Source organism: Arthrobacter sp. B6 (assembly GCF_001663775.1).
Taxonomy (GTDB): Bacteria; Actinomycetota; Actinomycetes; order Actinomycetales; family Micrococcaceae; genus Arthrobacter.
The window spans coordinates 724,631-750,803 of the sequence record NZ_KV467169.1 but is presented as its reverse complement, the minus strand read 5'-3'; the positions used below and the strand labels follow the sequence as shown (position 1 = coordinate 750,803).

The 26,173-nt window shown below is 67.0% G+C and carries 20 protein-coding genes; 14 read left to right on the top strand and 6 right to left on the bottom strand.

Annotated features, from left to right (window positions below; genetic code table 11):
• Positions 1-12: 12 nt before the first annotated feature.
• Positions 13-1,212, top strand: coding sequence for a molybdopterin-synthase adenylyltransferase MoeB (gene moeB, locus AU175_RS18070; protein ID WP_066292876.1), 1,200 nt, complete (start codon positions 13-15; stop codon positions 1,210-1,212).
• A gap of 127 nt (positions 1,213-1,339) precedes the next feature.
• On the opposite strand, the gene AU175_RS18065 is transcribed toward moeB, so the two are convergent.
• On the bottom strand, positions 1,340-2,653 hold the full coding sequence (locus AU175_RS18065) for a glutamyl-tRNA reductase (RefSeq protein WP_066292873.1): 1,314 nt from the start codon (positions 2,651-2,653) through the stop codon (positions 1,340-1,342).
• 158 nt (positions 2,654-2,811) lie between these two features.
• Between AU175_RS18065 and hemE the strand changes: the two genes are divergently transcribed.
• The 10 genes from hemE (at position 2,812) to hemL (ending at position 13,708) form a co-directional block, all read left to right on the top strand.
• Entirely contained in the window at positions 2,812-3,918 is a 1,107-nt protein-coding gene (hemE, locus tag AU175_RS18060) for a uroporphyrinogen decarboxylase (protein WP_066292870.1), read from the top strand.
• A 4-nt stretch (positions 3,919-3,922) separates the two neighbouring features.
• Positions 3,923-5,392 (top strand): protoporphyrinogen oxidase, encoded by a 1,470-nt coding sequence (gene hemG / locus AU175_RS18055; RefSeq protein ID WP_066292867.1) that lies wholly within the window; start codon positions 3,923-3,925, stop codon positions 5,390-5,392.
• A 101-nt stretch (positions 5,393-5,493) separates the two neighbouring features.
• Positions 5,494-6,240, top strand: coding sequence for a hypothetical protein (locus AU175_RS18050; protein ID WP_066292865.1), 747 nt, complete (start codon positions 5,494-5,496; stop codon positions 6,238-6,240).
• 116 nt (positions 6,241-6,356) lie between these two features.
• Positions 6,357-7,058 (top strand): hydrogen peroxide-dependent heme synthase, encoded by a 702-nt coding sequence (gene hemQ / locus AU175_RS18045; protein ID WP_066292863.1) that lies wholly within the window; start codon positions 6,357-6,359, stop codon positions 7,056-7,058.
• Complete coding sequence (locus AU175_RS18040; RefSeq protein WP_066292861.1) at positions 7,055-8,320, top strand: ferrochelatase; 1,266 nt, start codon at positions 7,055-7,057, stop codon at positions 8,318-8,320. Before hemQ ends, AU175_RS18040 begins: the two co-directional genes overlap by 4 nt.
• Complete coding sequence (gene hemC / locus AU175_RS18035; RefSeq protein WP_066292860.1) at positions 8,317-9,315, top strand: hydroxymethylbilane synthase; 999 nt, start codon at positions 8,317-8,319, stop codon at positions 9,313-9,315. Before AU175_RS18040 ends, hemC begins: the two co-directional genes overlap by 4 nt.
• Before the next feature lie 34 nt (positions 9,316-9,349).
• Complete coding sequence (locus AU175_RS18030) at positions 9,350-10,282, top strand: uroporphyrinogen-III synthase (RefSeq protein ID WP_066292856.1); 933 nt, start codon at positions 9,350-9,352, stop codon at positions 10,280-10,282.
• Positions 10,279-11,262, top strand: a complete 984-nt coding sequence (gene hemB / locus AU175_RS18025; protein ID WP_066292854.1) for a porphobilinogen synthase — start codon at positions 10,279-10,281, stop codon at positions 11,260-11,262. The genes AU175_RS18030 and hemB overlap by 4 nt, the downstream gene beginning before the upstream one ends.
• A complete protein-coding gene (locus tag AU175_RS18020) occupies positions 11,259-12,359 on the top strand; it encodes an LLM class flavin-dependent oxidoreductase (protein ID WP_066292848.1) in 1,101 nt (366 codons plus the stop codon). The genes hemB and AU175_RS18020 overlap by 4 nt, the downstream gene beginning before the upstream one ends.
• 17 nt (positions 12,360-12,376) lie before the next feature.
• The gene (hemL, locus tag AU175_RS18015) at positions 12,377-13,708 is read left to right on the top strand and encodes a glutamate-1-semialdehyde 2,1-aminomutase (protein ID WP_066292845.1); all 1,332 of its coding nucleotides are present in this window, start codon (positions 12,377-12,379) and stop codon (positions 13,706-13,708) included.
• A 160-nt stretch (positions 13,709-13,868) separates the two neighbouring features.
• On the opposite strand, the gene AU175_RS18010 is transcribed toward hemL, so the two are convergent.
• From AU175_RS18010 to AU175_RS17995, 4 genes are all read right to left on the bottom strand, one after another.
• Entirely contained in the window at positions 13,869-14,606 is a 738-nt protein-coding gene (locus AU175_RS18010; protein ID WP_066292842.1) for an amino acid ABC transporter ATP-binding protein, read from the bottom strand.
• The gene (locus AU175_RS18005) at positions 14,603-15,367 is read right to left on the bottom strand and encodes an amino acid ABC transporter permease (protein ID WP_066292839.1); all 765 of its coding nucleotides are present in this window, start codon (positions 15,365-15,367) and stop codon (positions 14,603-14,605) included. Before AU175_RS18005 ends, AU175_RS18010 begins: the two co-directional genes overlap by 4 nt.
• A 16-nt stretch (positions 15,368-15,383) precedes the next feature.
• On the bottom strand, positions 15,384-16,319 hold the full coding sequence (locus AU175_RS18000; protein WP_066292836.1) for a substrate-binding periplasmic protein: 936 nt from the start codon (positions 16,317-16,319) through the stop codon (positions 15,384-15,386).
• A 307-nt stretch (positions 16,320-16,626) separates the two neighbouring features.
• On the bottom strand, positions 16,627-17,337 hold the full coding sequence (locus AU175_RS17995; RefSeq protein ID WP_066292833.1) for a 3'-5' exonuclease: 711 nt from the start codon (positions 17,335-17,337) through the stop codon (positions 16,627-16,629).
• 128 nt (positions 17,338-17,465) lie between these two features.
• Between AU175_RS17995 and AU175_RS17990 the strand changes: the two genes are divergently transcribed.
• The 3 genes from AU175_RS17990 (at position 17,466) to AU175_RS17980 (ending at position 24,822) form a co-directional block, all read left to right on the top strand.
• On the top strand, positions 17,466-17,882 hold the full coding sequence (locus AU175_RS17990) for an MGMT family protein (protein WP_066292831.1): 417 nt from the start codon (positions 17,466-17,468) through the stop codon (positions 17,880-17,882).
• Between the two features lie 95 nt (positions 17,883-17,977).
• Positions 17,978-21,271: an ATP-dependent helicase gene (locus tag AU175_RS17985; protein WP_066294448.1), complete on the top strand. Its 3,294-nt coding sequence runs from the start codon at positions 17,978-17,980 to the stop codon at positions 21,269-21,271.
• Positions 21,268-24,822 (top strand): ATP-dependent helicase, encoded by a 3,555-nt coding sequence (locus AU175_RS17980; protein WP_066292828.1) that lies wholly within the window; start codon positions 21,268-21,270, stop codon positions 24,820-24,822. Before AU175_RS17985 ends, AU175_RS17980 begins: the two co-directional genes overlap by 4 nt.
• Here the strand turns inward: AU175_RS17980 and AU175_RS17975 are convergent.
• Complete coding sequence (locus tag AU175_RS17975) at positions 24,809-26,071, bottom strand: macrolide 2'-phosphotransferase (protein ID WP_066292825.1); 1,263 nt, start codon at positions 26,069-26,071, stop codon at positions 24,809-24,811. The two genes, AU175_RS17980 and AU175_RS17975, sit on opposite strands and share 14 nt — an antisense overlap.
• Positions 26,072-26,173: the final 102 nt, after the last annotated feature.

Below are 26,173 nucleotides of genomic sequence, written 5' to 3'. Positions count from 1 at the left end.
ATACATTGAAGTATGGCTTCGACATTCACCGCAAATGTTTCCCCTATTTCGCTTGAACCGCTGGTGGAGCCGGCGGGGGATTTGACCCCCGCGGAGGTGGAACGTTATTCGCGGCACCTCATCATTCCCGAAATCGGGGCCGTGGGTCAGCGGCGGCTGAAGAACGCGAAAGTGCTGGTCATTGGCGCCGGCGGGTTGGGTTCGCCGGCCCTGCTCTACCTCGCCGCGGCGGGCGTGGGAACTCTGGGGATCATCGACGACGACGCCGTTGACCTCAGCAACCTGCAGCGACAGGTGATCCACGGTGTGGCCGACGTGGGAAGGCCCAAGATCGAATCGGCACGCGACGCCATCGCCGGGCTGAATCCGCTGGTGGACGTCCGGCTGCACAACGTCAGGCTGGACGCCACCAACGCCCTGGAGCTGTTTGCGGATTATGACCTGATCCTGGACGGGGCGGACAATTTTGCCACCCGCTACCTCGTGAACGACGCCGCTGCCATCCTGGGCAAGCCCTACGTGTGGGGGTCGATATTCCGCTTCGACGGCCAAGTGAGCGTGTTCTGGGAAAAGTACGGCCCCACCTACCGGGATCTTTACCCTGAAGCGCCGCCGGCGGGGTCCGTGCCGTCCTGCGGCGAGGGCGGGGTGTTCGGCATGCTCTGTGCCGCCGTCGGCTCGCTCATGGTCACCGAGGCAGTAAAGCTGATTACCGGCGTCGGGCGTTCACTCCTGGGCCGGGTGGCCCTGTTCGATGCGCTCGGCGGCAGCTGGCGAGAGATCCGCGTCTCCAAGGATCCGGCCGCGGAACCCATTACGGAGCTGACGGACTATGACGCGTTCTGCGGAATTACCCCGGCCGCATCCGCCGATACCGAGCACACCATCACTGCAACACAGTTGGCCACCATGCTGGCATCCCGCAAAGCGGGCCTGAAGGACTTCGACCTGGTGGATGTCCGCGAAACCGGCGAGCACGACATCGTCAGGATCGACGGATCCGTGCTGATTCCGCAGGGACGGATCCTCGCCGGGGAGGCCTGGGCGGAGCTGCCCCAGGACAAGGACATCGTGTTCCACTGCAAGGCAGGGACCCGTTCGGCGAATGTTCTGGAGGCGGCGAGGAAAGCGGGTTATCAGCGGGTCAGCCATCTCGACGGCGGGATCCTGGCCTGGGTGCGCGACGTGGAACCGCAGAAACCCGTCTACTGACGGGAGTCCGCCGACGACGCTCTCTCACTTTTCGCCCCAATTTCAATGACGCTCTCTCACTTCCGTGCCGGAAGTGAGAGAGCGTCATGAAGAAACGTGAAGGAAGTGAGAGAGCGTCGCCGAGGGGTTAGGCGCTTTCCAGCCCTTGGTGGTCCACCGGGCATTCGGCCTGGGCAGCGGCCGCGGGCTGCTCCACGGTGATGCCGTAAAGGGTTTCGAGCGCCGCCACATAATCTTCCTGCTGGCCATTCGCCGCGAGCTCGCGGGCGCGGACAGTTGGGACGTGCAGCAGCTGCTTGACCATCCTGCGGAGGGCGAACTCCACTTCCTCTGCCGCCGCGGTGCAGCCGTGGCGGGCGCGGACCTTCTCCATTTCGGCGTCCAGGACGTTCATGGTGTGTCGGCGGAGGGCCACGATTGCGGTATCCACCGAGCGGGCCTCGCGCTCCTGCTCGAAGGCCTTCGCCGCGCTGGACACAATGCCGCTGGCCTGGGTGAGGGACTCGGCCTGTTCCTGGGGTGCTGCCAGGCGCACGGATTCCAGCGTCAGCAGCTCGACGCCGTCGAGCCCTCCTACTTCGGGATCAAAGTCATGGGTGAGGGCGAGGTCGATGGCGATCAGCGGCTGGGTGGCTCCGGCGCGGACCTCGGCAAGTTCATCTGCTTCAACGCGCGTGTCCGAACCGCTGCAACCGATCATGACGTCAGCCACTGCCACGGCTGCCGGCAGGGAGTCGCTGTCCAGCGCCGTTCCGCCGCGGGTGGCGACGAAGCCTTCGGCCCGGCCGGACGAGGAGAACACCGAGATGTCGGTGCAACCCCGCTCCCGGAGCAGTGCCATGGTGGCCCCGGCGTAGGCGCCGGTGCCGAACACCACAACTTTCTTGGCGGACCAGTCGGGGTTTTCGGACAGGTCGGTGGCCAGATCCAGGGCCACAGAGACAATCGACAGCCCCCGGGAGCCGAGGGCGGTCTGTGCTCCGACGTCCTTGGCCGTTTTGGACGCGGCCTGGAACAGCCGGACGAGGCCCGGGCTTGCCGTACCCTCGTGCTGGGCGGTGATCAGCGCGCGGCGGACCTGCCCGGCGATTTCACGCTCGCCGACCACGGCTGAATCCAGCCCGGCGCTGACAGCGAAAAGATGCTGGGTGACATCGGGACCGGTGCGGGTGCTGAAGGAGCGGGACACGAGCTGTTCGTTGAGGCCGCTGAGGCCGCTGATCTCGGCCACCAGAGCCGCGCGTGCTGCCTCCACGTCATCTGCGTGGGGCGCTTCGCCATAGATTTCGTAGCGGTTGCAGGTGGCAAGCACCACCGCACCCGTCACTGCCGGCGATCCGGAGAGTGCGGATGTGGCAACCCCGGAAGCACCGTTGCTCAGTTGAGCAACGGTCTCAAGGTCGATGTCGGCGTGTGTAGCCACCAATGAAAAAAGAACCACAACAGATCAATCATAGCTTTTTCGTGCCGTGGTAGAACAACCCGCCGGTGCCGGCAGGGGCGGCGAAGGCTGTGATTCCCGCCACGGAGCCAACAGGGCCATTGGCGGTGACAGGCTGTCGTTATCTTTTGGAGTCATTTTTGGGGACAATCTATGGCATGACTCCCAGCCCTGCCGTGTCCAATGCCGTATCCAGTGACAGTGTCCTCGCTGCCGGCCATCCACTGATCGACGGCCGCACCGCAGATTCCCCGCTCATCACCGCTTACCGGGGCGGCAAACCGTCCCGCAGGCCCGTCTGGTTCATGCGGCAGGCCGGCAGGTCGCTGCCGGAGTACCTGAAGGTCCGTGAAGGCGTGGCAATGCTTGACTCGTGCCTCCGCCCGGAGCTTGCGTCCGAGATCACGCTGCAGCCCGTGCGCCGGCACGACGTTGACGCAGCGATCTTCTTTTCCGACATTGTGATTCCGCTCAAGCTTGCCGGTGTCGGCGTGGACATCGTGCCCGGCGTGGGTCCCGTCCTGGACAAGCCGGTGCGGACTGCCGAAGACGTAGCCGCCCTGCCGCAGCTGACATGGGAAGCCCTGGAGCCCATCCGGGAAGCTGTACGCCTGACCGTCGCCGAGCTGGGCAAGACCCCGCTGATCGGCTTCGCCGGCGCGCCGTTCACCCTCGCCGCCTACATGGTGGAGGGCAAACCGTCCCGCGACCACCTCGGCCCCCGCACCATGATGCACGCCGATCCTGAGACTTGGACTGCCCTGGCCAACTGGGCCGCGGATGCCTCCGGGATGTTCCTCCGCGCCCAGCTTGAAGCCGGAGCCTCGGCCGGGCAGCTCTTTGATTCGTGGGCAGGGTCCCTGGGCCTGGCGGACTACACCAAGTACGTAGCGCCCGCATCTGCCCGGGCGCTGGACCACGTCCGCCACCTCGGCGCGCCGCTGATCCACTTCGGCACCGGCACCTCCGAACTGCTTGTTGCCATGCGCGACGTCGGCGTGGACGTGGTGGGCGTCGACTACCGCCTTCCGCTCGATGAGGCCAACCGCAGGCTGGGCGGCACCGTGCCGCTGCAGGGAAATATCGATCCCGCCCTCCTGTCAGCGCCCTGGGAGGTGCTGGAGGCCCACGTGCGCGAAGTCATCCGGGCCGGCTCTGCCGCGCCCGGCCACGTACTCAACCTTGGCCATGGGGTGCCTCCGGAGACTGATCCTGCCGTCCTGACCCGGGTTGTTGAGCTCATCCACTCCATTTCCCCGGAGTAGTCCCATGGGCAAGGCGCCGGAATCCGGGCATCACACAGAGGTATCCCGGGCACCGGCTGTCGTAGTGGGCGGGGGGATCTCCGGCCTCCTGGCCGCCCGGGAACTCGCCGCCGCCGGCCATACAGTCACTGTGCTGGAGGCCACCGACCGCTGGGGCGGCTGCGTGGGAAGCCACACCGTGGCGGGCCTGTTGCTGGACAGCGGCGCCGAGTCCTTTGCCACCCGATCCACTGCCGTGGCCGACCTCGCCGCTGAGCTGGGGCTGGCCGCAAAAATTGTCACCCCGCAACCTGGCGGCGCGTGGGTTCAGTTGCCCGACGGGCCGCGGGAACTCCCCAAGACAGGCGTCCTGGGCATCCCCGCCAACCCCTGGGACCCGGAGGTCCGGCGCTCGCTGGGCTTCCTGGGCTCGCTGCGTGCCTCGCTGGACAGGATCCTGCCCGTATCGGTCGGGACCTCGGCCGAGGTGACAAGTGTGTCCTCCCTGGTGCGCGCCCGGATGGGCCGCCGCGTTCTTGACCGCCTGGTCGCCCCGGTGGTGGGAGGAGTGCATTCCGCCGATCCGGGGCTGCTGGACGTGGATATGGTGGCGCCCGGACTTCGCGCAGGCCTCCGTCGGCACGGTTCCCTTGCGGCTGCCGTCTCCGCCCAGCGGCGTGCCCCGGGCAGCCCGGCGGCAGGTGCCGCGCCGGCGCACGTGGCCAAGGCTGGATCCGCCGTCGCCGGCCTGGAAGGGGGCATGCACACCCTAGTTGCCGCCCTGGTATCGGATCTGCACGCCCGCGGCGTGGAACTGGTGCGCGGAACCCGTGCGGACCGCGCCATCCGGTCTCCGGATGGCTGGAGGGTCACTGCCGGGCAGACCGCTTACGACGCCGGTGTCCTGGTCGTTGCCCTCGACGGCCCGGCTGCCGTCGGGCTGCTGGCGGCGGCGGTCCCGGACCTGGCCGGGAAACAGCCCGGCAGCGGTCCCGATGTCAGGCTGGTCACGCTGGTGGTGGACCTGCCGGAACTTGACCGGCGGCCCCGGGGGACCGGCATCCTGGTGGCGCCGCAGACCCCGGGCATTGAAGCGAAGGCACTGACGCATGCCACGGCGAAATGGGGCTGGCTGGCGGCGGCGGCCGGTCCCGGAACCCATGTTCTCCGGCTCTCCTACGGGCGGATTGATGGCTTGGCGTCCGGCGCGGGCGGCCCCGCAACCGACAATGCCCTCCTGGCCTCGTCCCTGCGTGATGCCTCGGCCCTGCTTGATGTCCCGATCCGGCAGGAAGACATCATCGGCTGGGACGTCGTCCGGTGGCAGGGGGCCCTGCCGTTCGCTGCCGTTGGCCACAAGGCACGCGTGGCAGGCATCAGGAGGGTCTGTTCCGGGGAGGAAGGCCTGGCGATCGTGGGTGGCTGGGTTGCAGGCAACGGACTGGCCGCCGTCGTGGCCGACACCAGGGTGCAAATTCACAGCCTGTTGAGTTGAGTATCGCCGCAGTTCAGCGCGGTATCAGCCGCTCAACAAGGCTCGTCAAAGCCTTTAACCGACTTTCAATTCACCCGCCAGCGTGGCTAGGGTTGTTCACTATGGTTAAGCACAGGTCCGAAACTTCACGTTCCCGGACCGGTATCCATGGGGGAGTCCGACGTGGCGGTGCTGCTGCCGCAATCGGGGCGGTACTGGTCCTCACGGCGGGTGTTCCCGCGTCCCAGGCGGACGGCAGGTCCGAAGAGCCGGACGTGAGGGTCACGGGAGAAGCCTTGGTTCCCCGCGTCGGCGGCCTGCTGCAGGGCCTGCTCGGCGAGACGGCCACTGCCCCCGCCTCGCCGCAACCCACCCCGGTTCCCGAGACGACCACCCTGTCCCCGACCGCCGTCTCCCCGACATCCGCCTCTCCCGCGCCGACCACACTTTCACCGTCGCCCGCCGGCAGCGCGGCGACTGCAGGGACGGCGGCGCCGGCGCCTGCCTCTGCGCCGGTACCGGCCACCGCGGCGGCAGCGCCGCCCCAGCAGCCCGCAACCGGGCAGCCGGAAGCAGCGACCGGGGTGTCCGGGTCCGGCGCAGCGGATGCGCCAGCGTCCGAGCAGCCTGCAGCCGGGACTGATGGTTCAGCGCCTGCTGGTTCGCGGCCAACTGCCGGCGCAGCGGATCCGGCCGCCACAACCCGTACGGGGGTTCCCCAGTCGGTCGGTGGAGCCGCCCGGAGCCGGCAGGCAATGACGGCCCAGGCGGAACCGTCGGCCGAGGCCGCCAAGGTCTGGCTCGGCGTCGGCCTTGTAGGGTCTGCGGGAGCCGCCGGACTGATTTTCACAAGGATCCGGCGGCTCTGAAGCCATTCCCGGCAGATGTGGCCGCTCGAGGCCCGCAGTGTGACGTTCAACACTTCTACGTCTTGTAGAACTTTTCGGTTTCGACTTGACGAAGAGGAAGGGGCAAACTGGTAACCATGAGCCACACTTCTGCCGAATCTGTCACTAAAACCGAAGAATCAGCCGAGCAGTTTTTTACCCTCTGGACTGTCTTCAAGCGGTCAGCGGACGTCCTGCGCAGCGCCGATGCTGCCGATGACTTCGATGCCCTGCTTTCCCGCCTGGACGAGGCCGGGGTGACCCACCGCGGAAGCTACGATGTCTCCGCCATGCGCGCCGATGCCGACGTCATGGTGTGGCTCCACGGACCGAAGCCCGAGGCCCTGCAGCAGGCGATGCGTGATATCCGCCGCAGCAAACTCTTCGCGGGAACGGAAATCGTCTGGTCGGCCATGGGTGTGCACCGCGAGGCCGAATTCGCCAAGAACCACACGCCTGCCTACTCGCGGGGCGTGGAACCTGCAGAGTGGCTCTGCGTCTACCCGTTCGTGCGCTCTTACGAGTGGTACATCCTGCCCGAGGCCGAACGCGGCAAGATGCTGCGGGACCACGGCATGCTGGGCCGCGACTTCCCGCAGGTCATCTCCAATACCGTCTCATCGTTCGCTTTGGGCGACTGGGAATGGATTCTTGGGCTGGAAGCACCGGAGCTCGTGGACCTAGTGGACCTGATGCGGCATCTCCGCGCAACCGAGGCACGCAACCACGTCCGGGAAGAGATCCCGTTCTACACAGGCCGCCGCATCACTGCAGCGGAGATCGCTGAGGTCCTCGCATGAGCCCAACGGACTCCGAGACGGGTTCCACAGTGACAGCGCTCAACCCCGTCACCGAAGCAGGCAGGATGCCGCCCAAGGACTACGACGCCGTCCTGCTCGCCTCCTTCGGTGGCCCCGAGGGCCAGGACGACGTCATCCCGTTCCTTCGCAACGTCACCCGCGGCCGCGGCATCCCCGACGAGCGGCTCGAGGAGGTCTCCCACCACTACCGGGCCAACGGCGGCATCAGCCCTATTAACCAGCAGAACCGCGAACTCAAGGCAGCACTGGAAGCCGAGCTGGCTTCCCGCGGCATCGGTCTCCCTGTGCTGTGGGGCAACCGCAACTGGGCCCCGTACATCCCGCAAACCCTGCAGGACGCCTACGACGCCGGCCACCGCAAGGTGCTCATGGTGACCACGAGTGCCTACTCCTGCTACTCCAGCTGCCGCCAGTACCGCGAGGACATCGGCATGGCACTGACCGAGACCGGCCTGGACGGCCGGCTCGAGGTGGACAAGGTCCGCCAGTACTTCGACCACCCGGGCTTTGTGGAGCCCTTTGTTGAAGGCACCGCCGCCGGCCTCGCCGACGTCCGCGCCCAGCTCGCCGCCGCGGGCACACCCGACGCCCCCGTCCACATCCTCTTCGCCACGCACTCCATTCCCACGCGTGACGCCGAAGCAGCAGGACGGTCCGACGCCGAGCCGCGCGAGTTTGAAGAAGGATCCGCGTACGTGGCACAGCACCTCGCCACCGGGGCTGCCATCATCAGCAGTGTCGAGGCCGAGTCCGGCCTCACCGCCCCGTGGTCCCTCGTCTATCAGTCGCGCTCCGGCGCCCCGCACGTGCCGTGGCTGGAGCCGGACATCAACGACGCCATAGAGGAACTGGCCGGCCAGGGCATCAAGGGCATCGTGATCGTTCCGCTCGGCTTCGTCAGCGACCACATGGAGGTTGTCTGGGACCTGGACACGGAAGCCTTGGAAACCTGCCGCAACCTGGGCCTGGCCGCCACCCGGGTGCCCACTCCCGGCACGCACCGCAAATTCGTGAACGGACTGGTGGACCTCATCTCGGAGCGGACCAGGTCCAACAACATCGTCGACCGTCCTGCGGTGACCGGCCTCGGGCCGTGGTACGACGTCTGCCGTCCGGGCTGCTGCGCCAACTTCCGCGGCGAGAAGCCCACCATCGCCGGCGCGGACACAACTGTCGGCTCCGGGCACGACCCTTACCCGGACGCGTCTGGCGTGCCCGTCGGGGGAGAAGGCGCCCAATGACTGTCCGGATCGGAACCAGGGCCAGCAAGCTCGCCCTGACCCAGACCCAGCAAACCGCGGACCAGCTGGCCGCTGTCGGCGGATTCCCCGTGGAACTGGTGCACATCAGGACCGACGGCGACGTCCTCACCGGTTCGTTGTCGCAAATGGGCGGCACCGGCGTTTTTGTCGCTGCCCTCCGCGACGCCCTCCTGCGCAACGAGTGCGACGTCGCCGTGCATTCGCTCAAGGACCTGCCGACAGGCGCGGCCGTGGGCCTGACCCTGGCGGCAACGCCGCGCCGCGTTGACGTGCGCGATGTCCTCTGTGCCCGCGACGGCCTGAAACTGGCCGATCTGCCGCAGGGTGCCACGGTGGGCACTGGCTCACCGCGGCGCGCTGCCCAGCTTCGCGCTGCACGGCCGGACCTGCAGATTTTGGACATTCGCGGCAACGTGGATACCCGCCTTGGCCGGGTTCCCGGATTGCCGGGCAACGCCACGGACCAGGTTGTGCCAGGCAAGTCCTGCGACCTCGACGCCGTGGTCCTGGCTGCGGCAGGGCTGGAGCGGATCAGCAGGCTCGACGCCGTCACCGAATTCCTCGAAACCGACATAATGCTTCCAGCTGCCGGACAGGGGTCCCTGGCGATTGAATGCCGCACTGCCGACGCACCCCGCAAGGCCGGCTCAACGGAAGGTTCCCAGGGCGTCCTGGCCCAGGCCCTCGCGGCACTGGACGATCCCGACACCAGGCTCGCCGTTACAGCCGAACGAGCGCTTCTGGCCAGGCTCGAGGCAGGCTGCGCGGCCCCGGTCGGCGCCTACGCCTACCGCAAGGGCAGCATGCTGCACCTCGAAGCAGTGGTCTGTGCCGTGGACGGGACAGCGTCTGTTCGGGACAAACGGGCCACCGACGGGCTGACCGAGGTAGGGGCCACGTTGCTTGGTATCGAACTGGCCGAGGTCCTCCTTGCCGGCGGGGCCGCCGACATCGCTGACCTCCAAGCCTCCTGACCGCCCGTGGACACGCGTCACGGGGCGGCCTGACATGGCGGGTCAGGAGAGCAGTTTCCCGCAGGACCGGCGCCCGCTGTCGCACGCCCGTGTCCTGATCACCCGCAGCCCGGAGCGGTCGCTGACCCTGATTGCCGCGCTGGAGCAGGCCGGCGCCGAAGCCCTGCTGCTGCCGCTGATTGATTTTGAGCGGGCAGCCGACCAGCATTCCCTGGACGTGGCCTGCGATGCCCTGGCGGCGGGGGCCTTCGACTGGCTGGTGGTCAGCAGCGCCACCACAGTCCACGTGCTTGCCGACAAGGCTGCCGAACGCGGCATGCGCCTTAGCGACTGGCTGCCCGCCAGCACCAGGGTGGCTGCCATCGGCCAGGCCTCACGCGGGCTGCTCGAGTCCGCAGGAGTTCCCGTCGCGCTGACGCCCGCAGCCGCACAGTCCGCCGCGGGTTTGTTGGAGGTCTGGCCCGCCGGCGCCGGCCGCGTGCTTCTCCCGCAGGCCGACATCGCCGCACCGCGCCTCGCCGACGGGCTGGCCGCATCCGGGGCCGCTGTCACCGTCGTCACGGCCTATCGGACCGTGGACTACCCCGCAGATGCGGAGCGCAGGCTCGCCGTCGAACCCCTGGGCCAGGACACGGCGGAGAATGGACCGGCCCGCCCGGCGGGCGCTCCGCCGTCGTACGCTCTGCTGACCGCGGAAGGCGCCCGGGACGACATCGCAGCCGGCCGGCTGCACGCCGTAGTGGCGGCCTCACCCAGCGCCGTACGGCGCATCGGTTCCGACCTTTCCCCGCTGCATGACTGCAGGCTTATCGCGATCGGACGCTCGACGGCGGATGAAGCCGCCGCGCTGGGACTCGAAGTGGCTGCCGTCGCGGCTGAGCCCACCCCCGCCGGGATCGTGGCGGCAGTCCGCGAGGCCCTGGATTCCCCGACCCAACCCGGACCACCTGTGAAGGACACCCGATGAGCTTTCCCAACCAACGTCCCCGCCGACTCCGCACCACGCCGGCGATGCGCAGGCTCACCGCCGAAACCCGGCTGGCGCCGGCGGAGCTGATCCTTCCGGCGTTCATCAGGGAAGGCCTCACCGGGCCCAACCCCATCACCTCCATGCCCGGTGTGGTCCAGCACACCACGGACACTCTTAAGCGGGCTGCCGCCGAAGCCGTCGAGCTGGGGATCGGCGGCATCATGCTCTTTGGCATCCCGGCCGTCAGGGATGCCGAGGGTACCGCGTCGCTGGATCCGGACGGTGTGCTGAACAAGGCCATCCGGGACGTCCGCGCTGAGGTGGGCGACGACCTGGTCATCATGAGCGATGTCTGCCTCGACGAGTTCACCGACCATGGGCACTGCGGCGTGCTCGACGCCGACGGGTACGTTGACAACGACCGCACCGTGGAGATCTACGCCAGGATGGCCGTGGCGCAGGCCGACGCCGGCGCCCACATGCTGGGTCCGTCCGGGATGATGGACGGCCAGGTCGCCGCCATCCGCAAGGCGCTGGACGAAGCCGGGCACACTGCCACCTCCGTGGTGGCCTACGCGGCGAAGTACGCCTCGGCGTTCTACGGTCCGTTCCGCGAGGCGGTGGATTCGCAGCTGAAAGGTGACCGGCGCACCTACCAGATGGACGCAGGGAATCGCCGCGAGGCCATCCGCGAAGTGGAACTGGACCTCGCCGAGGGTGCCGACATCGTGATGGTGAAGCCGGCCATGAGCTACCTGGATATCGTGGCCGACGTCGCCGCCATGAGCCCGGTCCCCGTCGCCGCCTACCAGATCTCAGGTGAGTACGCGATGATCGAAGCCGCCGCGGCCAACGGCTGGATCGACCGGCGTGCCGCCGTCACCGAATCCGTGCTGGGCATCCGGCGTGCCGGCGCAGACATGGTGCTGACGTATTGGGCGGCCGAGCTCGCCGGCTGGCTGAAGGAATCCCGGTGACTTCCCAGCCGGCGGCTGTCCCGGCGTCGGATCCCACCGCGCCGGTGGCCGCTGACCGGATCCTGCTGGGACTGAACACCTTTGGCGACGTCGGGGAGAATGCGGACGGCAGCCCGCAGCCGCATGCCCAGGTGCTGCGCCAGCTGCTCGAACAGGCGGAACTGGCGGACGCCGTCGGGCTCCACGCTTTTGCCGTGGGGGAACACCACCGCAAGGACTTCGCAGTCTCCGCACCGGAAGTTTTCCTGGCCGCTGCCGCGGCCCGCACGCACCAGATCCGGCTCGGGTCTGCGGTCACGGTCCTCAGCTCGGACGATCCCATCAGGGTGTTCCAACGGTTTTCCACCGTGGACGCCCTCTCCAACGGCCGGGCAGAAGTGATGCTGGGCCGCGGATCCTTCGTCGAGTCGTTCCCGCTGTTCGGGCTGGACCTCGCCGACTACGACGTCCTGTTCGAGGAGAAGCTTGAGCTGTTCGATAAAGTGCGGTCGCAGCAGCCCGTGCACTGGGAAGGCCGAACCCGGCCCGCACTGCATGGCCTGAGCGTCTACCCGCCGCTTGAACACCATCTGCTTCCCGCCTGGATCGGTGTCGGCGGGACCACCGAATCGGTCCTCCGCTGCGCCCAGTACGGCTATCCCATCATCTTTGCCATCATCGGCGGCCAGCCGCGCGCCTTCGGCCCGCTGGCGGACCTGTACCGGGAGGCGATGTCCCAATACGGGCACCCCCTCCAGCAGGTCGCAACCCACTCGCCCGGCCACGTCGCACCGACCGATGAGCAGGCCCGGGAGGAGTTCTTCCCGCACTGGCTCACACTGCGGAACAAGCTGGGCGCCGAGCGCGGCTGGGGACGTGCCGGCCGGCCGGAGTTTGACGCCCTCTGCGCCCCGGAGGGTGCGCTGTACGTGGGGTCCCCGGACACAGTGGCGCGGAAGATCGCCCGGCTCAAGGCGGACCTGGGAGTGGACCGCTTTGACCTCAAGTACAGCAGCGGCCCGTTGCCGCACTCGGCCATGATGCGCTCCATCGAGTTGATGGGCACGGCGGTAGCGCCCCGGGTGTCTGAGTTGCTCGGCAACTCAGCGGCCGGCTAACTGAAAGAATAGGAACCATGACTTCCAGCAACCCTCGCAACGAGGACCTCTTCGACCGCGCCCGCCAGCTGATGCCCGGAGGCGTGAACTCTCCCGTCCGGGCCTTCGGCTCCGTGGGCGGAACCCCGCGCTTCATGGTGTCCGCCAGCGGTCCGTACCTCACGGATGCCGACGGGAAAGAATACGTTGACCTGGTCTGCTCCTGGGGCCCCGCACTGCTGGGCCACGCGCACCCCGCCGTGCTGGACGCGGTCCACGCGGCTGTAGACCGCGGCCTTTCATTCGGGGCGTCCACTCCGGACGAGGCCAACCTTGCAGCCATCGTGCAGGAACGTGTCCCGGCCGCGGAGCGCGTCCGGATGGTGTCCACCGGCACCGAGGCCACTATGACGGCCGTCCGCCTGGCCCGTGGATTCACCGGACGGAACCTGATCATCAAGTTCGCCGGCTGCTACCACGGCCACCTGGACGGACTCCTGGCGGCAGCCGGTTCTGGCGTCGCCACGCTGGCGCTTCCCGGTTCAGCCGGTGTCACCGAAGCCACCGCCGCTGAAACGCTGGTGCTGCCGTACAACGACCTCACCGCCGTCAAGGAAGCCTTCGCCGCCCATGGGCCCAACATCGCAGCCGTGATCACCGAAGCGGCCCCGGCCAACATGGGCGTGGTGACTCCCGCCGAGGGGTTCAACCTGGGGCTGTCCCGCATCACCCGCGAGCATGGCGCCCTGCTGATCCTCGATGAGGTGCTGACGGGATTCCGCACGGGATACTCGGGCTACTGGGGCCTCACCGGCGGCGCCCCGGAGGCGGTGGACCCGTGGACCCCTGACCTGCTCACCTTCGGAAAAGTGATTGGTGGCGGAATGCCGACGGCGGCACTCGGCGGGCGTGCCGACGTCATGGACTACCTCGCTCCCGTTGGCCCGGTCTACCAGGCCGGAACCCTGTCCGGGAACCCCGTGGCCATGGCCGCCGGCGTGGCCACGCTCACGCACGCCACCCGGGACGTTTACTCGTTCATCGATGCCCGTTCGCTGGAGCTTTCCTCCGCGCTGTCCTCCGAGCTTGAGGCCGCCGGCGTTGACCACTCCATCCAGTTCGCCGGGAACCTGTTCTCGGTAGCGTTCGGAACGTCGGCCACCGGCGTCCACAACTACGCGGATGCCCAGGGCCAGGAGACCTTCCGCTATGCACCGTTCTTCCACTCCATGCTGGAATCCGGGGTCTACCTGCCGCCGTCCGTCTTTGAGGCCTGGTTCCTCTCGGCCGCGCACGACGACGTCGCCATGAACCGGATCTTCGACGCCCTGCCGGCAGCAGCGAAGGCGGCCGCAGCCGCGCAAGGCTAATAGCCGGCGTCGAGCCCGTTCCCGGGCTTGTCCGCAAGTCCTGGCCTTGTAGGTTCGGTCTTGCGGACAGGGCGAGGATTACTGCCCGTCCGGACGGCAAAAAGAGCAAATCCCCGGTTGCGAAGGCAGCCGGGGATTTACTTTTTTTCCTGCGACGGGGCTAGAGGACGTCCGAGAGGAAGCCCTTAAGCCGGTCCGTGCCGGGGGAGGTAAAGATCTGCTCGGGCGGACCCGATTCAACCACCACTCCGGCGTCCATGAATGTCACGGTGTCCGAGACGTTGCGGGAGAAGCCCATCTCATGGGTCACCACCACCATGGTCATGCCGCCCTTGGCGAGGTCCGCCATCAGGGCCAGGACGCCCTTGACGAGCTCGGGGTCCAGAGCGGACGTGGCCTCGTCGAAGAACATCACCTCGGGCTTCATGGCGAGGGCACGGGCAATCGCCACACGCTGCTGCTGGCCGCCGGACAGGTTCGCGGGGCGCGCGTCTGCCTTATGCTTCAGCCCCACGAGGTCCAGCTGCTCCAGGGCCTCGGCGTGCGCCTGGTCCTTGGGCAGCTTCCTGAGTTTGCGCAGCGCCAGTGAAACGTTGTCCACCACGGTCTTGTGCGGGAACAGGTTGAACTGCTGGAACACCATGCCAATCCGCTGGCGCAGCTCGTCCGGGTTGTCCTTCAGGACTGACCGGCCGTCCAGGAGGATGTCGCCCTGGTCGGGTTCGATCAGCCGGTTCATGACCCGAAGCAACGTGGACTTACCGGAGCCGGAAGGACCGATGACCGAAGCCGTGGTGCCCTTCTCCACGTGCAAATCAATGCCGCGGAGCACATGGTTGTGGCCGAATGAGAGGTGCAGGTTCTTGCCGGTCAGGGTACCGGAGGTGAATTCCGTCATGCCTGTGCCCCCTTGCCGATAGGTGCTGCCAACTCGTCCGGTTCCTTCTTCTCGGGCCTGCCAGTACGGAGCCGGTTGTCGATGAAGTTCACGAAGTGGGTCAGCGGAACGGTCAAAATGAGGTACATGATGCCGGCCGCCACCAACGGAGACAGGTTTCCTGTGTTGGCCATGGCGTCGTTTCCGATCCGGAATATTTCCCGGTCGGAGGCCGCCAGCCCCAGCATGAAGACCAGCGAGGAATCCTTCAACAGCGAAATGAACTGGTTCACAAGCGCGGGAAGTACCCGACGGATGCCTTGCGGGACCACTACCAGGCGCATGGAACTGCCGTAGCTGAATCCGAGCGCCCTGGACGCCTCCAGTTGGCCCTTCTCGACACTCTGAATGCCTGACCGGAAGATCTCGCCGATGTAGGCGGCCGCGATCAGCGTCAGGGCCAGGATGCCCAGGGGGTAGGGGTTCCTGTTGCCTGTGATTTCCCGGGCTATTGGGCTCAAACCGATGCCGATGACCAGGATCACCAGGATAGCGGGGAGGCCCCGGAAAATGTCGGTGTAGACGCGGGCTGCCCAGCGCGCTCCCGCGTTGCGGGAAATAGCCATCATGGCCAGCAGCAGCCCCAGCAGGGAACCAAGGATGCCTGACGTTACTGCCAGAATCAGCGTGTTGGGCAGGCCCACCATGAGCAGGGCAGGAATGACTTTGGCCATTTCCTCCCAGTTGAAGAAGGTGTCAGCCAACTGGTCCAGGAGATCCATAGAGGCCCCGGCTCAATCAGCTTTGGGGAACCGTGGCGGCTTTGCTGCCCGGCTTCCAGTCACTCGGCATTTCGCGTGTCGGGTACCACTCCTTGGTCAGCTTGGACCAGGTCCCGTCTTCGATGACAGCGTCAAGGCCCGCGTTCAGGGCGTCAATCAGTGGCTGGTTGTCCTTGGCCACAGCGTATGCGGTGAAGTTCTCCGTGTTGACCTTGGACTCGACGATGGCGGTGCCGTCGCCTTCCTTGACCTGGCCCTCCGCCTGCTGGGACGGGGCCACCCAAGCATCCACCTGGCCGTTGCGTACGTTGGCGTAAACGGTGGCGTAGTCCGGGAAGCGGATCGGCTCCATCTTCAAGGTATTGGTGACGTAATCGTCCTGGACCGTGCCCTGGACTACGCCGATGCGCAGGTCGGTCGTCAGGTCATCGAAGCCCTTGACGTCGCCGTCGGTCTTGGCCACAACAGCCATGAAACCGAAGTCGTAGCCATTGGTGAAGCCCACATTTTGGCGGCGGGCCTCCGTGGTGGAAATGGAGGAGGACCCGAGATCGAACTGCTTGGTCTGGACCTGTGAGAGCAGGGCGGAGAAGTCGGTGGCAACAAACTCGACCTCAAGGCCGAGCTTGCCGGCAATGGCTCGCAGCAGTTCGTTGTCGTAACCGGTGAATTTGCCGGAGGGATCGATGAAGATGTTGGGCGGGGCATCGGAGAGCGTGCCCACCTCAAGCTTGCCTTCGGTGTTCAGGCCAAGCTTGGTCTTGTCGATCTGGTCGATCGGGGTGACATCAGCGGTTGTGTACTTGTCCAGCGTTTGCTGATCGCTGCCGGCCAGGGCGTCCGTGGGGGTGCCGGCGGGCTGTGACGAAGCCCCGCCGCAGGCCGCTAGGGAGGCAGCCAGGGCAATAGCCACAGGTACGCTGGTGAGCCACTTCATGGCTTTCGATTTCATCAGGTAGTCACTTTCATGTGAGTCATAAGTTCATCCGGCCGCAATGTGCACACGTGGCGCCGGGGGCCTGCCGTACCACGGGAACTGATGATCAGGGCAGGGGACCGCAAAACTTAATCATCTCACTAACGAGTTGGCCCACGGATAGGTGAAGATGGTGACGGTCAAGTTCAGTTTGTGCCGAATATTGTTCGGCTCAGGGCTGCAACGCTTCTAGGCCAAGCGCGACTCTGCTACTACTCCCGAATCGAAGACAGGAAAACTGATGCCCATGCGGAGAACGGAATAAATGTGAGTTAGCTCGCAGCTAGAAGTCGCCCCGGCTTGCGTCTTCCGGCGGCAGGACCGGCCAGTCGCCCTCGATCACCGCAGCTGGCTTTGTTTTCCGCAGGTAGTCCTGAAAATCCGCTGCCTGGCTGACTGCCCAGTCCACTTGTAGCTGGTGAAGCTGGCTTGCCGGCATCCTGAGTTTGGGAAACTTGCCCGCCATGGCGTCCAACACCCTGAGCGTGGCCAGCGCGTCCGCGGCGGACGTGTGGGCGTTGTCCAGGCTGACGCCGTACTCCTCGCACAGAGCGGTCAGCGTTCGTTTGCCTTTCCGGTACCGGTCCACCTGCTTGTTCATGATGTAGGGATCCAACACGGGGAACCTGGTTAACTGCTTCACGCCGTACCGCGCGGATTCGGCCGCCAGCACGGTGAAATCGTAGCTGGCATTGAACGCAATCACAGGGACGCCGGCGTCAAAAAGCTCCTGCAGGACCGTTGCGAGCTCACTTGTCACTTCGTGGGCCGGCCTACCCTCTCGCCTTGCCTGCTCCGTGGTGACACCATGTACATCGCTGGCCTCAGTGGGGATTTCCACGCCTGGGTCGGCCAGCCATTCGTGTTCCTTGATGACATCACCCTGCTGGTCAACCACGGTCACGGAGGCTGTGACGATGCGTGCCGCACGGGAGTTGCGGCCAGTGGTTTCGAGGTCGAACGCTGCGCGGGGGAGGGTGTTCCAAGTGCTCATGCTTTCACGCTACCGGCCAACACTGACAGTCTCCGTGAGGGCCGTCGGCGGGTCAGGATTCTTCGTATTCGTATCCTGAGGGCACCGTGTGAACCAGGCGGCACGATGCCACCGGTTACGCTGGAACCATGCGCACGGAGTATGTCGAGGCGGTGCTGGCCGTCGTGGTGCTAGTGCCCCGGGGCGCCGCCGTTGCCTATGGCGACGTCGCCGAGCTGCTGCGAGCCGGCGGACCGCGGCAGGTGGGCGCTGTCATGAGCCACTACGGCAGCGGTGTGCCATGGTGGCGGGTCCTCAAAGCCAGCGGGGAAGCGCCTGAAGGCCACGAAGCCGCGGCGTTGCGCCGCTATCTGGACGAAGGAACGCCGCTTCTGGGCAGCCACGATGGATTCCTTCGCACCGGCGAAGGCCGCTGGCGGGTCAACCTGGCTGCGGCCCGGTGGGCACCCACTGACGCTGAATTCGACCAGCTGGACGCGATTGCGGACCGGCTGGAGCGTGGGCTTCATAAATTGTCTGCGGCCGATGATGAAATGTCCGTGTGACGCTAACAAGCCTGCAGACGGACCTCCTGCCCGACCCGCCTTTCCCCTACGTTGATGACGCGCACCCTGCCGCGGACCACGCCGGTGCACCCGCTCTGCGCGGCCACGGGACCGGTCTCCGGCTGCTTCCGCCCCGCCGGCTGCAGGGCTCCGTCCCCACGCTCTCAGCTGATCAGCAGGCCGCTGTGGAGGTCCCGCAGGGCTCCGGACCTGTCCTGGTTGCGGGCGCCCCCGGGACCGGCAAGTCCACCGTCCTGATCGAGGCCGCCGTTCGCCGGGCCTTCCACGAGGGCGTGGATCCTGAACGGATCCTGATCCTTGCCCCTGGCCGGCTGGCAGCAGACTCGCTTCGCGACCGTTTCACGGCCAGGCTGGACAGGAGCCTGAGCACTACTCCGGCAAGGACCTGGGCCTCGTACGCCTTCGACCTGATCCGGCGGGCCAAGGCTGAAGGCATACTGCCGCTTCCTCGGCCCCCGCGCCTTCTGTCCGGGCCGGAGCAGGACCTCATCATCAAGGAGCTGCTGGAAGGCCATGCACTTCCCGGGCTGCAGCTGCCGTGGCCGGCCGAACTGGGCGCTGCGCTCGAAACGAGGGGATTCCGGCATGAAGTCCGTCAGTTGTTTGACCGGATCATTGAATCCGGCAGGACGGCCCAGGACCTCGAGGACCTTGGCCGCCGTTGTGGCAGGGCGGACTGGATCGCCGCCGCAGCGCTTTATGCCGAATACAGGGACGTGCTGGACCTCCGCATGCCTGAGGCCTTCGATCCAGCGGGAATCATCACTGCGGCGCGGCAGATCTTCCAGGACGCACCGGACTTCCTGGCCGCCGAACGGGAGCGCCTCCAGCTGCTGTTGGTGGATGACGTCCAGGAAGCAAACCCTGCCGTCTTTGAACTGCTTGCGGACATTGCGGCGGGCAAGGACTGCTACGTGACCTCCTCCCCGGATACCGTTGTCCAGGGTTTCCGCGGTGCCAGGCCGGATCTCGTTGCCGAACTTCCCAAGCTTCTTTCCACTGGCACGGCCGTCCTGGAGCGCCCCCTGTGGCACACCCACCGCCACGCACCCGCAGTCGCGGAGGCCTGGCTGGGCGTAGCCGGCCGAATCTCGCAGCGCGCCGGCGGACAGCTGGCCCGGCGCCTGGAGCAGGATCCCGAATGCCAGCCAGCCAGGCCCCACGGCGTCGTCGAAGCCCACCTCGTGCCCTCGCCGGTCCATGAGCTGCGCTATGTTGCCCAGCGGATCCTGGACCAGCACATCAACCACGGACGTGACCTCGCCGAAATGGCCGTCATTGTCCGAAACGGCGGCCAGCTCAGCGAACTCCAGCGCTACCTGTCCGGCCAGGGAATCCCCGTCCGGGTTCCCGTGGCCGAGTCCGCCGTCCGTGACGAAGTTGCCGTACGCCCGCTTCTCGACGCCTATGCGATTGCGCTGGATCCTGCGCTCCTGACACCTGAGTCGGCTGTTTCACTGCTCACCTCGCGGATCGGCGGAGCAACGTCGATTGAACTGCGCAGGCTCAGGCAATCACTGCGGCGTGAAGAACTCCTGGGCGGCGGCGGACGGACCAGTGACGCGCTGCTGGTCGAAGCGATCCTGGAGCCCGGTGCCCTCGCCACGCTGGGGATCGAAGGCAGGTCGGCCCGGCGCACCGCCCGCATGATCCAGGCGGGACGCCTCGCCGCCGTCCAACCGGGAGCCAACGCTGAGTCAGTGCTGTGGGCCCTTTGGCACTCCACCGGGCTGGCGAACGCCTGGACAGAGACTGCCTTGGCGGGTGGTCCCCACGGTGCCCGGGCTGACCGGGACCTTGACGCCATGATGGCCTTCTTTCACACAGCCGAACGGTATGTGGACCAGATGCCCGGTGCCGGTCCGGAGCAGTTCCTGGAATACCTCCTGAACCAGGAGCTTCCCATGGACACACTGGCTGCAAGGGCGCAGGTGGACGACGCCGTTGAGCTGATGACCCCCGCCAGCGCCGCCGGCCGGGAATGGCCCGTGGTGATCGTTGCGGGACTCCAGGAGGGGGTATGGCCCAACACCCGGCTTCGCGGAGAGCTGCTGGGCAGCACGCTGTATGCAGATGCCGTGGAGCATGGCGTGGAATACGCGCTGCAGCTTGACCCGCTGAGCCGCCTGCGGGACATCCGGTACGACGAACTCAGAAGCTTCTCCACTGCCGTCTCCCGGGCTCAGGACCTCCTGATCTGCACGGCCGTCTCCTCCGAGGATGACCAGCCCTCCTCGTTCCTCGACTATGTGGCGCCGTTGCTGCCCGGCCAGGAAAGCCGCGGCTTCACCCCCGTGGAGCGGCCCATGACGCTTCGGGCCCTCGTCGCGGAACTCCGGCAGTACGCCCAGCTGGACGGACGCTACGCCGCGGAAGCCGCGGAAGCCGTCAGGGTACTCGCCCGCCTGGCTTCGGCCGAGCCACCGGTGCCCGGAGCTCATCCGGACAGCTGGTGGGGCCTGGCCGCACTGACAACCACGGAGGCCGTTGTGCCACCCGGAGGAACGGTTTATGTTTCACCGTCCAAGGTCGAAGCCGTCCAGAAGTCTCCCCTGGACTGGTTTGTGCAGGCGGCGGGCGGTGAGGCTGCCACTGATTTCGCCCGAAGCCTGGGCACACTGGTCCATGCCATCGCGCAGGATCTGCCCGAGGCCTCCGGCAGCGAATACGTCGCAGAACTCGTCAGGCGGTGGCCGGTGCTCGGCATGAAGGACAACTGGGAGGGCAGGATTGATTTCCAGCGGGCCGAGGCCATGGTGCGCAAACTTGCCCAGTACGTGCTGGTAATGCGGAGCGAAGGGCGCAGCCTGGTGGGGGTGGAGCAGGACTTTGCTGTTCAACTCCCGGACGTGGTTCCCGGTGCGGACATTGCAGGCGACGGCGCGCCGGAACCGGGACCGGCCGGTGACGGCCCGGATAGCCCTGCCCGGCAGGCAGTCCTTCGCGGCCAGGTTGACCGGCTTGAGATCGATTCCGAGGGCAGGCTGGTGGTCGTGGACCTGAAGACCGGAAAAAGGCAGCCCGGCAAGGCGGAACTTTCGCGCCATCCCCAGCTTGGGGCGTACCAGGCCGCGGTCCTCGCGGGCGGCTTCGGCGATGCTGTCGGCGTACCTGCGAAGGCCGTGCCCGGCGGTGCCGTACTCGCCCAACTGGGGACGGGAACCAAGGGGCCGGGCGTTCAGCAGCAGGACTCACTCGACCCGCAGGACAACTGGGCCCTTGATATGGTGAACGGCGCTGCGGCGGTCATGGCGGGAAGCGTCTTCGAAGCCAGGCACGACCCCGCCAAGGGTGGGCACGGCGGGCACGGCTGCAGGCTTCCAGAAGTCTGCCCCCTTTGTGCACGCGGAAAGCAGGTCACAGAATGACCCAGCCAACAGTCCTTCCCGAGCCCAGGTTCAGTCCGGAACAGCTGTCCGGGCTGCTGGGTGAGAAGAACTCACCCACGGCCGAGCAATCCGCCATCATCTCCTCGCCCCTGACGCCGCGGCTGGTCATTGCCGGTGCTGGATCCGGCAAAACGGCCACCATGGCCGACCGCGTGGTCTGGCTGGTCGCGAACGGATGGGTCAGGCCTGAAGAAGTCCTCGGGGTCACGTTCACCAGGAAGGCTGCCGGTGAACTCGCCACGCGGATCAGGGCCAAGCTGGCGGTCCTGCAGCGCATCGCTGCCCAGGACACAGGGCACAACGTCTTCCCTGAGGGACTGCTCAGCAGTGACGCGCTTGAGCCGAAAGTGTCCACTTACCACTCTTTTGCCAGCGGCATCGTGTCCGACTACGGCCTGAGGCTGGGAGTGGAACGTGACGTCGTACTGCTGGGCGGCGCCCAGGCTTGGCAGCTCGCCAGCGAGGTGGTGGAGGCGTTCGACGGCGAGTACCGCCACTTCAGTGCGGCGAAGTCCACACTCGTGAAGGCCGTCATCCAGCTTGCCGGGGAATGCGCGGAACACCTTCAGGAGCCCGCGGATGTAGAGTCCTGGCTCATGGCACGGATCTCAGAGTTCGAAGGCCTGCCCTACGTTGCTGACGGCAAAAAGAACCCGACCCAGTCAGCTGTGGAACTCGCCGCCATGCTGAGGACCAGGGCCAGCGTTGCGGACATGGTGGGCCGCTACTCAGCAGCCAAACGCGCCCGCGGAGCCCTCGATTTCGGCGACCTGGTAGCCCTCGCCGCCCGCGTGGCCCGGGAGGTCCCGCTTGCTACGGAGATGGAGCGGCAACGCTACAAGGTGGTCCTCCTCGACGAATTCCAGGACACCTCCTACGCCCAGCTGGTCCTCTTCTCGCGGCTGTTCGGCGGCGGGCACGCCGTCACCGCAGTGGGGGACCCCAACCAGTCCATCTACGGCTTCCGCGGCGCTTCAGCGGGGCAGCTGTTCCACTTCGTACGGGAGTTCCCCGTCCGGATGCCCGGCCCGTACGCGGAGGATACCTTCACGCCGGCGCCCACTTCCTACCTGACCACGGCGTGGCGCAACGGCCGGTCGATCCTCGAGGCAGCCAACGTCATGTCGGAGTCATTGGGCAGGGCAGCTGCGCACCTGGAACCCGCCGGAGCCCCAGGGCCTGGGGTTAACGGGGCGCCCGCCGTGAAAGTGCCGCCGCTCCAGCCGAGCCCGTACGCCATTGACGGCCGCGTGGTGCTTGGACGGTTCGGAACCGACGTCGAGGAAGCCTCAGCCCTCGCGGAGGACGTGTTGAAGTACCGGGTCACCGACTTTGAGCTCAAGCCTGATGGCACCCGGGTGCCTCCCGCGCTCGCTGTGCTGTGCCGCCGCCGCGCCCAGATGGAGACCATCAGCCGTCAGCTGGAGGCGCGCGGAATCCCTTACGAGATCGTGGGCCTCGGCGGCCTGCTGGACACCCCCGAAATCGTCGACCTCGTCTCAACCCTGAGGGTGCTGGCAGATCCGGGGCGGTCCGATTCCCTGATGCGCCTGCTGGCCGGGGCCCGATGGCGGATCGGGCCGGCAGACCTGATGGCCTTCCACGACTGGTCCAGCCAGCTGGCCCGCAGGCGCGCGAGGCCCGCCGCGGGGCATGAGCCGGAACCCGGGGCCGGGGACGCTGGCTCAACCCCGGACGACGCACCGGTGGTTGAGAGCGACCTGACCGATGGTTCCAGTCTCGTAGAGGCACTGGACTGGCTTCCCCGGGAGGGCTGGACATCGTCACACGGAAGATCCCTGAGCACGGAAGCACGGGAGAGGCTCGGCCGGCTGTCGGCGGAGCTCAGGCAGCTTCGCGGCTACCTGGGGGATGACCTGACCACACTCCTTGGAGAAGTGGAACGTGCCATGCTGCTGGACATCGAGGTGGCAGCGCGCCCGGGCATCAGCATCCATCAAGCCCGCCGAAACCTTGATGCCTTCCAGGACGCTGCGGCCGGCTTCCTGAGAACCTCCCAGCGGGTGGACATCCTCGCTTTCCTGGCCTGGCTGGAGGCAGCCGCAGCTGAGGAAAACGGCCTCGATGCACCGGCGACGGATGTCAACCGCGAAGCCGTACAGCTCCTCACCGTCCACGCGTCCAAGGGACTGGAATGGGACGTGGTTTTTGTGCCCGGCCTGAACGCAGGCGCCTTTCCGAGCAGCCGAGATTCACGGTGGAGCAGCGGAACGGCGGCCCTGCCCTGGCCGCTGCGGGGTGACCGCGCTGACCTGCCACAGTGGGACCTTGACCAGCCCGACCAGAAGGGGTGGCTGGATGCGGAAAAGGACTTCAAGTCTGCCGTTCAGGCCCACGGCGAGTCGGAGGAACGGCGCCTCGCCTACGTTGCGTACACGCGCGCCAAACACGTTTTGTGGGTGTCGAGTGCCGCCTGGGTGGGCTCGCGGGCCGGCCGGTCCGAGATGTCCCCATTCCTGGCCGAACTGGAGCCCCTGGCAGCCCGGCCCGCCGCCGGCGCGGATACCACCGCTGCCGTGATCCACCCTGCCTCGGTGGACGAGGCCTCTCTTCCGGAGAAGAGTCCACTGACCCTGGATACGGAAATCGCCGAGTGGCCTTACGACCCCCTGGAGGGTCCGGTGGACCCCCGGACCGGACAGCGTCTTCGCATCGTCCCGGGCCGGCGGGCGGCAATGGAAATGGCCGCCGCGCGGCTGCTCGCCGCCCTGGACCACCAAACGAGCGACACTGCGACTGCCGGCGTCGCCGTTCCCGCCCGTGACACCCTCCCCGACGCGGGACTGGAGTCTGCCGCCTCGGGCAGAGACGGCCATGAGCTCCGCGGCCCCGCCGCGGGGTGGGCTGCGGAAGCTTCCCTGCTGCTTGAACGGCGCTCCAGCAGGGCGCGCGGACAGGACGTGCACCTGCCCAGCCACATTTCGGCGTCAACACTAGTTGACCTTGGCGAAGATCCGGCGGCTGTGCTGGCACGGCTCAGGCGACCGGTTCCCCGGGAACCGGGCATGTCCGCGCGGAAAGGTACGGCCTTCCACTCCTGGGTGGAGGAATACTTTGGTGCCGCCGGAATGCTGGACTTCGACGAAGCGCAGGGAGCGGACGGCCACATCGATGCCGCCTACGACCTCGACGCCATGGTGGCGACCTTCCGGGCGTCCGAATGGGCCAACCGCTCCCCGGCATTCGTTGAAGTGCCCGTGGAGACCCGCGTGGGTGACGTAGTGGTCCGCGGCCGGATCGACGCCGTATTCCGCGACGCGGACGGCGGCTGGGACCTGGTGGACTGGAAAACGGGCCGCCGTCCCGCTGCCGCCCAGCTTAGAGCCAGATCGGTTCAGCTGGCCGCTTACCGGCTGGCCTGGGCACGGCTGAAGGGGATCGCCGTGGATGAGGTGCGGGCGGCGTTCTTCTATGTGGCCGACAACCAGGTGGTCCGCCCGCACGACCTCGCGTCGGCAGCAGAGCTGGAGGAAATGGTGTCAGAGTCCTACTCGGTCAGTGCTTATTGACGTCGATGACGGTGATGGCGGCCGTGGACGTATCTTCCGCCGTTGGAACTTTCTCCGGAGTTTCGGCCGGGGCAGGCTTCTCCGCCGGGGCAGGTTCGTCATCCGGAATCGGGGTGACCTGGACTGCCGGCAGTACGGGTGCCGGAATCGGGAGAACCGTCACGGGCTGAACGGCCACTGGCGTCACGCCGGCGATCCCGCCCGCCGGACCGTCTGCGCTGCCGGGAGCCTCGGCACCCTGCCCGGCACCGCCGTCGGCCATGTCTGTTCCCGTGGGAGGGGTACCGCTGGGAGCCGCGGGGGAAGGGAGGGGTTCGACGCTGATTGCCTGCCCGCCGTGCTCGGCGATGTCGCTGGCCAGCGTTTCAAGCATGCCCTCCGCCTCGGAGATCATTGCGGCATCGCCGGCCGCGATGCCTTTGACGAGGTACTGGGCCAGGGCGAACTCGGCGGACAACGCGGCCCGGCGGAGCAGGTGCTTGTCCGGGGCGTCCCGGCGGCTCTCGGTGTAGCTGCTCAGGACGGTGTCCACAAAGTCCTGCTCGTTGGAGGCCACCAGCCACGCCAAGTCGTCCGCCGGGTCACCGATCCGCAGGTCTGTCCAGCCGGTGACGGCTGTTACACGGCTGCCCTCCACCAGGAGATTGTCTTCGTGCAGGTCGCCGTGGACCACGCAGGGGTTGAACCGCCACAGTGACACGTCTTCGAGCGCGTGTTCCCAGCGGCGCAGGAGGGACGGCGGGATCTTGCCCGTTGTGGCGGCCTGGTCCAATTCGTTGAGCCTGCGCTGGCGGAACTCGTTGGGCGTATAGCTGGGGAGGTCAGCGTTGCTGACCAAAGCATGGGGCAGATCGTGGATCGCGGCCAGGGCCACACCGATTTCCCGGGCAAGCTGGTCCGGTCCGGCGGTCAGTTCCTCCACGCTCCGGGTGGAACCGGCCAAGTGGGAATAAACGAAGGTGCTCAGCGCGCCCAGGCGTACGCTGCCGGCCACCGTGGGCATGAGGAAGGGCAACTCGGCCCTGATGCCGGGGGCGAATGCGCGCAGGACCAGGAATTCTGTCTCCAGCCGGGCGCTGGCTTCTGCGTGCCGGGGCGACCGGACCCTCCAGCGCTTCCCCTCCGAATCGAGGAGCAGCGCGGTGTCGAAGTCGGCGGCGTCATCCGGAGCGGAGCTGACAGCGGTTGGGGTCAGCCCGGGGACTGCCGCGGTTGCTACGGCTGCCAGTTCGATCGGTTTTCTTCTCACCGTTCCACGGTAGTTTGACTGGCGTCCAAGACACCGGTGCGGCGGCGGCGAGTCTCCAGATATACGGCAAATCTCGGCCTGGAGCCACAGCGCCCTGTCCCT

What these genes read in the sequence shown, in the direction of transcription:
- moeB (WP_066292876.1), top strand. Translation starts at nt 13, where the DNA reads ATGGCTTCGACATTCACCGCAAATGTTTCCCCTATTTCGCTTGAACCG.
- hemE (WP_066292870.1), top strand. Translation starts at nt 2,812, where the DNA reads ATGACTCCCAGCCCTGCCGTGTCCAATGCCGTATCCAGTGACAGTGTC.
- hemG (WP_066292867.1), top strand. Translation starts at nt 3,923, where the DNA reads ATGGGCAAGGCGCCGGAATCCGGGCATCACACAGAGGTATCCCGGGCA.
- AU175_RS18050 (WP_066292865.1), top strand. Translation starts at nt 5,494, where the DNA reads ATGGTTAAGCACAGGTCCGAAACTTCACGTTCCCGGACCGGTATCCAT.
- hemQ (WP_066292863.1), top strand. Translation starts at nt 6,357, where the DNA reads ATGAGCCACACTTCTGCCGAATCTGTCACTAAAACCGAAGAATCAGCC.
- AU175_RS18040 (WP_066292861.1), top strand. Translation starts at nt 7,055, where the DNA reads ATGAGCCCAACGGACTCCGAGACGGGTTCCACAGTGACAGCGCTCAAC.
- hemC (WP_066292860.1), top strand. Translation starts at nt 8,317, where the DNA reads ATGACTGTCCGGATCGGAACCAGGGCCAGCAAGCTCGCCCTGACCCAG.
- AU175_RS18030 (WP_066292856.1), top strand. Translation starts at nt 9,350, where the DNA reads ATGGCGGGTCAGGAGAGCAGTTTCCCGCAGGACCGGCGCCCGCTGTCG.
- hemB (WP_066292854.1), top strand. Translation starts at nt 10,279, where the DNA reads ATGAGCTTTCCCAACCAACGTCCCCGCCGACTCCGCACCACGCCGGCG.
- hemL (WP_066292845.1), top strand. Translation starts at nt 12,377, where the DNA reads ATGACTTCCAGCAACCCTCGCAACGAGGACCTCTTCGACCGCGCCCGC.
- AU175_RS18010 (WP_066292842.1), bottom strand. Translation starts at nt 14,606, where the DNA reads ATGACGGAATTCACCTCCGGTACCCTGACCGGCAAGAACCTGCACCTC.
- AU175_RS18005 (WP_066292839.1), bottom strand. Translation starts at nt 15,367, where the DNA reads ATGGATCTCCTGGACCAGTTGGCTGACACCTTCTTCAACTGGGAGGAA.
- AU175_RS18000 (WP_066292836.1), bottom strand. Translation starts at nt 16,319, where the DNA reads ATGAAATCGAAAGCCATGAAGTGGCTCACCAGCGTACCTGTGGCTATT.
- AU175_RS17995 (WP_066292833.1), bottom strand. Translation starts at nt 17,337, where the DNA reads ATGAGCACTTGGAACACCCTCCCCCGCGCAGCGTTCGACCTCGAAACC.
- AU175_RS17990 (WP_066292831.1), top strand. Translation starts at nt 17,466, where the DNA reads ATGCGCACGGAGTATGTCGAGGCGGTGCTGGCCGTCGTGGTGCTAGTG.
- AU175_RS17980 (WP_066292828.1), top strand. Translation starts at nt 21,268, where the DNA reads ATGACCCAGCCAACAGTCCTTCCCGAGCCCAGGTTCAGTCCGGAACAG.